The 1,958-nt window shown below is 69.2% G+C and carries 2 protein-coding genes; both read right to left on the reverse strand.

The genetic code is table 11. The annotated features are described in order from the left end of the window. Positions 1-473 precede the first annotated feature (473 nt). Positions 474-1,628, reverse strand: coding sequence for an N-acetylglucosamine-6-phosphate deacetylase (locus tag VTU_RS0114840; protein WP_010105495.1), 1,155 nt, complete (start codon positions 1,626-1,628; stop codon positions 474-476). Further along, entirely contained in the window at positions 1,609-1,845 is a 237-nt protein-coding gene (locus VTU_RS33645; RefSeq protein ID WP_010105497.1) for a hypothetical protein, read from the reverse strand. Before VTU_RS33645 ends, VTU_RS0114840 begins: the two co-directional genes overlap by 20 nt. Positions 1,846-1,958: the final 113 nt, after the last annotated feature.

Genomic DNA, 1,958 nt, shown 5'->3' on the forward strand with positions numbered 1-1,958 from the left:
CGTCGTTTCGCGTGGAAACCAGCACGCACATATGGAAACCAATCATGCACAATAGCTGTGGGTGGCTGCTGGCGGGTAGCTTGCCTTGGACCTGTCCGCGGGTCCACCGGGTGGGTGTTGAGCATGGGAGTGTCTGGTGTCGAGTGCAGTGTGGGTGCGCGAAATTTGCACAAAATATAACCCAATTTACTTTTGACTGCTTGTTCACTATGCTGCGGTTCTGAAGGGACGGTTTCAGGCCCCCCAGCGAGGGTGGATTGATCTTCAGGAAATGGGGCTCGCCCTGGATGGGACGCGGCGCACGGTGATCGTGCACATCGAGCCATGCATGCATTGCGCAATTTCTGGCCGCGCGCGCGGTGATGCAGTTCGCCCCCGGTCAGGACGAGGGGGCGCGTTCCACGTGCATCGGCCGCGCGTGCTCGGACGCTCTGGCTATCCGCGCCGCCGCCAGACCCATGGCTACATGGAAGTCAGAACTGGGCTGCCAAGCCCCAGTCGGCGTCAAACAGGACCATGCGGGCGGGCATTGCGGGGCGCAGCTGGCCCACTGCGTGCGCCAGGCCCATGAGCTGCGCCGGGTTGTGCGTGGCCATGCGCAGCGCCTGTGCGGGATCGATCCCGACCCGGGTGATCAGCCCTTGCACGGAACTGGCCAGGTCGATGTGGGCACCGGCCAGGGAGCCGGCCTGGTTCACGAGCCTGCCCTGCACCACGCGGATGGTTTCGCCATACAGATCGAACTGCGGGGGGCCGTGGGTGGTGGCCATGGCGTCGGACACCAGCACCATGCGGTCTGCCACGGGCCGGGAACGGATTGCCACGCGCAGCACGGCGTCGGCCACGTGGTGGCCGTCGGCGATCACGCCGCACCAGGCGGGGCTGTCGAGCGCAGCGCCGACCACGCCGGGCTCGCGCGCGCCCATCGGCGCCATGCCGTTGAACAAGTGGGTGAAGCAGCTGGCTCCCTCGGCCAAGGCGCTGTGGACCTGCGCCGCGTTGGCCGCGGTATGGCCCAGGGACACGGTGACCCCCATGGCGCAGAGCCGGGCAATGCTGCCCCGGGCTTGCTGCTCGGGCGCCAGCGTGAGCAGTACCGGAATCTGCTTGGCGCGCAAGCGTGCGAGCAGGTTCAGCGTGGCGTCGTCGAGCGGGCGGATGTGCTGCTCCAGATGCGCGCCGCGTCGCTGCACGCTGATGTGGGGGCCCTCGAAATGCACCCCCACCACCCCCTGGCTGCCATGCACGGCCTCTATGGCCCGCGCGGCCTGCGCCATGCGCGGCGCGCTGTCGGTGATGAAGGTCGGCAGCCAGGCCGTCGTGCCGGCGCGCGCCAGGGCCGCGCCGATGTGGCGCAGGGTGTCGGCGTCGGGCGTGTTGTTGAACATGCGCCCGGCTCCGCCGTTCACCTGGATGTCGAACAGACCCGGCGCCAGCGTGCCCTGCCCTCGCCACACGGGCAGGCCCTGGTTGACCGGGTCATCGACCGCCCCCACGGCTGCAATGCGCCCATGCACCACCGTTACAGCCTGCTCCGGCCGCAGCACGTGGCCGTCGAACACCTGCTGCGCATGCAGGCACCAGGCCGCCGTGCGGCGCCAGTCAAAGTCAGGGGCCTGGGACGGCATGGGCTGCGTCCTGCACCAGAGCCTGCGCCCAGTCAAACCCGTGGCGCTCGAACGGGCCCGGCGCCAGCGTGCCCTGCCCTCGCCGCCACACGGGCAGGCCCTGGGTGATCGGGTCCTGGGCCTGCTCCGGCCGCAGCGCGTGGCCGTCGAACACCTGCTGCGCATGCAGGCACCAAGCCGCCGTGCGGCGCCCGTCGAACTCAGGGGCCTGGGGCATGGGCGGCATCCTGCACCAACCAATAGGGCTGCAAGGCGGCTTGCACCTGCGCCAGCACCAGGGCCTGCGCCCAGTCAAAACCGTGGCCTTGCAGCGTTTGCGCGAGCGCCTGC

It is taken from the genome of Verminephrobacter aporrectodeae subsp. tuberculatae At4 (assembly GCF_000193225.1).
In the GTDB taxonomy this organism is placed as follows: Bacteria; Pseudomonadota; Gammaproteobacteria; order Burkholderiales; family Burkholderiaceae_C; genus Acidovorax; species Acidovorax aporrectodeae.

What these genes read in the sequence shown, in the direction of transcription:
- VTU_RS0114840 (WP_010105495.1), bottom strand. Translation starts at nt 1,628, where the DNA reads ATGCCGTCCCAGGCCCCTGACTTTGACTGGCGCCGCACGGCGGCCTGG.
- VTU_RS33645 (WP_010105497.1), bottom strand. Translation starts at nt 1,845, where the DNA reads ATGCCCCAGGCCCCTGAGTTCGACGGGCGCCGCACGGCGGCTTGGTGC.